This is a genomic window from Phenylobacterium sp. CCH9-H3 (assembly GCF_001557235.1).
Classification (GTDB): domain Bacteria; phylum Pseudomonadota; class Alphaproteobacteria; order Caulobacterales; family Caulobacteraceae; genus Phenylobacterium.
Map to the genome: position 1 here is coordinate 1 of NZ_LSJI01000127.1, position 3,692 is coordinate 3,692.

Here is a 3,692-nt window from a genome sequence, read left to right on the forward strand (position 1 = left end):
CCAGCTCGGCCTGCTTGGCCTGGTATTCCTTGCTCATCTCCTTGGCGTAGCCGCCCTCGGTCTGGGCGTTCGCGAACTCCTCATCCTCGACGGCGATGAACTTGGCCCCCAGGCTCTCGACCTGTTCCTTTGTCGCCGGCCGCACGTCGGTGGCGGTGACCACGGCGCCGAGACGCCGGGCCGTGGCGATGGCCTGCAGGCCCGCGACGCCGACGCCCATGATGAAGATCTTCGCCGGCGCCACCGTGCCCGCCGCCGTCATCATCATCGGCAGCGCCTTGCCGTAGGCCTCGGCGCCTTCGATCACGGCGCGGTAGCCGGCCAGGTTGGCCTGGGACGACAGCGCGTCCATCACCTGCGCGCGGGTGATCCGCGGCACAAACTCCATGGCGAACGAGGTCGCGCCGGCCTTGGCCAGGGCGTCCACCGTCGCCTTCTCGTTGAAGGCGTTCAGCAGGGCCACCACGTAGGCGCCGGACTTCAACGCCTTGACCTCATCGGCCTCGGGCGCGCGCACCTTGAACAGCACGTCGGCCTTGGCGAGCGCGTCCTTGGCGGTCTTGGCGATCCTGGCGCCGGCGGCTTCGTAGTCGGCGTCGGCGATCGAGGCGCCCGCGCCCGCGCCGGACTCGACGACCAGCTCGAACCCGGCGCCGACCAGCTTCTTCACCGTCTCGGGTGTCGCGGCCACCCGCGTCTCGCCGGCCTTGCGCTCTTTGGTGACGGCGATCATCGGCATCAGTTGGAATTCCCCGAAATCAGCGGCCGCCTGGAGCCCTGTTCGACCCCCGCGGAGCCTGGGGCGGTCCCGCCAGCCCGGCACGCCAAGCTGCCATCGGCGATCCCGGCCGCGGCGTCTGTCCCAGACCTCCGGGACAGCGACAAAAAGGGCTGTGCTTGCCGCCGCCCGATGGGGCTTTGACGGCCTGTCCCACCGGTGAGGGACAGACGCCCGGCGCGGATTCCGGAACCTGACCTACGCAAGCTCAGGACCCGTGGTCCGGGGGCGACGGCGATGCGTGAGAGAGGTCGGATCCGCGATATGAATGGCGACGGCGGCGCGGGCAGCGAGCAACTTTATCTCGTTCAGGGCGGAGCTTCCCAGCTCTCGGCCGGACGCCGCTTCCGGGCGTTGCTGGAGCGAGGCGGGCTGTTGCGCCTGCCTGGCGCGCACAACGGACTGGCCGCCCTGCAGGCGCGCCGCGCCGGCTTCGAGGCGGCCTACCTGTCGGGGGCAGCCATGACCGCGTCGATGGGACTGCCGGACCTCGGCATCATCACGGTCGATGAGGTGGCCTTTTTCATCCGCCAGGTCTCGCGCGCCTCCGGCCTGCCCGTCCTTGTCGATGGCGACACAGGCTACGGCGAAGCGCTGAACGTCATGCACATGGTGCGCACGTTCGAAGAGGCCGGCGCAGGCGCCGTGCACATCGAGGACCAGATCCTCCCGAAGAAGTGCGGCCACCTCAACGACAAGAAGTTGGCTACCCCCGAAGAGATGGCGGTGAAGGTCAACGCCGCCGCGCGCGCCCGGCGCGATCTGGTCCTTATCGCACGGACCGATGCAGCCGCCTCCGAAGGGATTGCCGGCGCGGTGGCGAGGGCGAGGCTGTACGTCGAGGCCGGCGCGGACGCCATCTTCCCCGAGGCGCTGACGACGGTGGAGATGTTCCGGGAATTCCGGAAGGGGCTGCCGGATGTCCCCCTGCTCGCCAACATGACCGAGTTCGGGCGTACGCCCGCGCTGACGGCGGACGAGTTCGAGAGCCTTGGCTATCAGATGGTGATCTGGCCGGTCAGTTCGCTGCGCGTCGCCGCCAAGGCGCAGGAACGGCTCTACGCCACGCTGGCCCGCGAAGGCGCGGTCGGCAACCAGCTCGCCGAAATGCAGACGCGAGCCGAACTCTACGAGACGATCAACTATCACGGTTACGAGGCGCTGGACTCCTCGATCGTCACCACTGTGATCCCATGAGCACGGGCCGGGCCCACAAGCGGGCGGCCAACGTCCGGCCGCGCTGCGCCTCCGGCCTGCGCCCTCTGCGCCCAGCGTTCAGCACGACCCACCAGGAGCCGGAATGACCGAGCTATCGACGCCTATCTCCGGTTCTTACGACCGCCTCGGCCCTCCGGCCGGCGCCCGCATGGTCATTGCGGGCGGTTGCGGCGGAATTGGGCGCGCACTGACCGCCGCCGCGCTCGAGCTCGACCTCAGGGTCACCGTGCTCGACCTCGCGCGTTCGATCGATGCGTTCCCTCCCACCGACGGGGTCGAGGCGATCGCGGTGGACGCCACCGACGACACGAGCGTGGGCGCCGCATTTGCGCAGTTGGGCGAGCGGCACGGCGCCATCGACAGCCTGATCAACCTCGTCGGCTTTCGCAATCAGCTCGCCCGCTTCGACAAGATTCCGATGGATGAGTGGGACCACGTGCTCGCCGGGAACCTCCGGTCGGCGGTCTTGCTCTGTCGAGAGGCGACGCCGCTGCTGTTGGCGGGCGGCGGAGGCACAATCGTCAATGTCGCCTCCGCGATGGCGACCTGGGCTGCGCCGCAGCACGCGCCCTACGCGGCGGCCAAGGCGGCCGTCCTGACCTTCACCCGCTCCGTGGCCATTGAACTGGCGCCGCTGGTCCGGGCCAACGCCGTGGCGCCGAGCGCTGTGGACACGGACTTCCACAGGGGGGGGACCGGGCGGGACACGATCGAGGACTCTGCCAACGACCCCAACATCTTCGCGGCCGGCGTGCCCATGGGCCGGATCGCGAGCGCCGACGACATCGTGGGCCCGACCTTGTTCTTCGCTGGCCCGCACTCCCAGTTCGTGACCGGTCAGACCCTGCTGGTGAACGGCGGCAAATGGTAGGCGTGCGCCCTTGGAGTCCTCGCCCGGCGCATCGCCTGATGGAGGAAGCCCATGGCTGAGGCCGTGATGTCCGACGCCCGCGAACGGGCGGAGATTCAAGAACAGCTTCGCGCTCACAACATCGCCGTCGCACAGCCGACCGACCCGCCTCTGTTCACGGCTGCGCCGGTCTCGTCGATGCAGCCCTACCATTGGAAAGCCGCCGACCTGGCGCGCCTCCTGGAGCTGATCGGCGGCAAGCTCAAGCTCGAAGCCGGCGGCATGCGACGCACGCTTCGCTTGGCCAACCCCGGCTTGCCGTACGGCACGACGCCCACCTTCTGGTGCTCCATCCAGTACATCCACCCCGGCGAGGTGGCGACCAGTCACCGCCACGCAGCCACCGCGCTGCGCTTCGTGATGCAGGGTTCGGGCACCGAGACCACGGTCGATGGCGAACTCTACATGATGCGCCAGGGCGACCTCGTGCTGACGCCCAGCTGGACCTGGCACGACCACGAGAACGTCAGCCCCACCCCCATGGTCTGGCTGGATGTGCTCGACATCTCGCTCGTGCGCGCCCTGAACGCGACCTTCTTCGAGCCCCTCGACCTGCCCCGCCAGCCGGTTGCGCAGCAGTCGGACCGCTCGTTCCGCCAATTCGGGAGTGGGATCATGCGTCCGGTGGACGCGAAGGCCACGCGGCTGGCCAGCCCGGTGCTCGCCTATGCCTGGGACCGCGCGGTGCAAGCGCTCGAAGCGGCGTCGGCGCTCGAGCCGGATCCCTACGACGACATCATCCTGGAGTATCAAAATCCGCTCACCGGCGGGTCCGCGCTGCCGACG

At 69.1% G+C, this 3,692-nt stretch carries 4 protein-coding genes; 3 read left to right on the plus strand and 1 reads right to left on the minus strand.

The window, feature by feature from the left end; all coding sequences use genetic code 11:
• Nucleotides 1–739: NAD(P) transhydrogenase subunit alpha (locus AX721_RS12775; protein ID WP_068876395.1), on the minus strand; the 739-nt coding region annotated here is incomplete at its 3' end.
• A gap of 303 nt (nt 740–1,042) precedes the next feature.
• Here AX721_RS12775 and prpB point away from each other — a divergent pair.
• The 3 genes from prpB to AX721_RS12790 all read left to right on the plus strand — a co-directional run.
• Nucleotides 1,043–1,975, plus strand: a complete 933-nt coding sequence (gene prpB / locus AX721_RS12780) for a methylisocitrate lyase (protein ID WP_068876396.1) — start codon at nt 1,043–1,045, stop codon at nt 1,973–1,975.
• Nucleotides 1,976–2,078: 103 nt separating this feature from the next.
• On the plus strand, nt 2,079–2,867 hold the full coding sequence (locus AX721_RS12785) for an SDR family NAD(P)-dependent oxidoreductase (protein ID WP_068876397.1): 789 nt from the start codon (nt 2,079–2,081) through the stop codon (nt 2,865–2,867).
• Between the two features lie 51 nt (nt 2,868–2,918).
• Nucleotides 2,919–3,692: cupin domain-containing protein (locus tag AX721_RS12790; RefSeq protein ID WP_068876398.1), on the plus strand; the 774-nt coding region annotated here is incomplete at its 3' end.